Genomic DNA, 421 nt, shown 5'->3' with positions numbered 1-421 from the left:
AGGGAATCATTATTTATTTTCTTTTCCTGTTGGTACTAAGATGTTTCAGTTCTCAACGTGTCTCACAATTCTAACTATGTATTCATTAGAATGCAACTAGAGATTAATCTAGTTAGGTTTCCCCATTCGGAAATCCCCGTTTCATAGCTTATTTCCAGCTCCACGAGGCTTATCGCAGGTAATCGCGTCCTTCATCGACTTCCAGACCCAAGGCATCCACCAAAAACTCTTACTTATTTAATAGTATGACCTATTGTCCTAATTTAAAATTAAGAATTAGATATGATTTTGTATTCTATATTGGTTGATCAAAACGTTTGAAATATTAATATTTACAAATGTCTTTTCTATTCAGTTTTCAAAGAACTATAAGAGAGATAGAACTCTCAAAACTGGATATAAATTTTCATAAATCTTTTTT

At 31.8% G+C, this 421-nt stretch carries 1 rRNA gene; it reads right to left on the bottom strand.

Annotated elements, in window-relative coordinates:
- Positions 1–243 (bottom strand): 23S ribosomal RNA (locus tag KQ877_RS03465); the annotation flags it as partial.
- Between the last annotated feature and the right edge of the window lie 178 nt (positions 244–421).

It is taken from the genome of Mycoplasma zalophi (assembly GCF_018914005.1).
In the GTDB taxonomy this organism is placed as follows: Bacteria; Bacillota_I; Bacilli_A; order Mycoplasmatales; family Metamycoplasmataceae; genus Metamycoplasma; species Metamycoplasma zalophi_A.
This window is presented reverse-complemented; position numbering and strand designations above follow the sequence as displayed.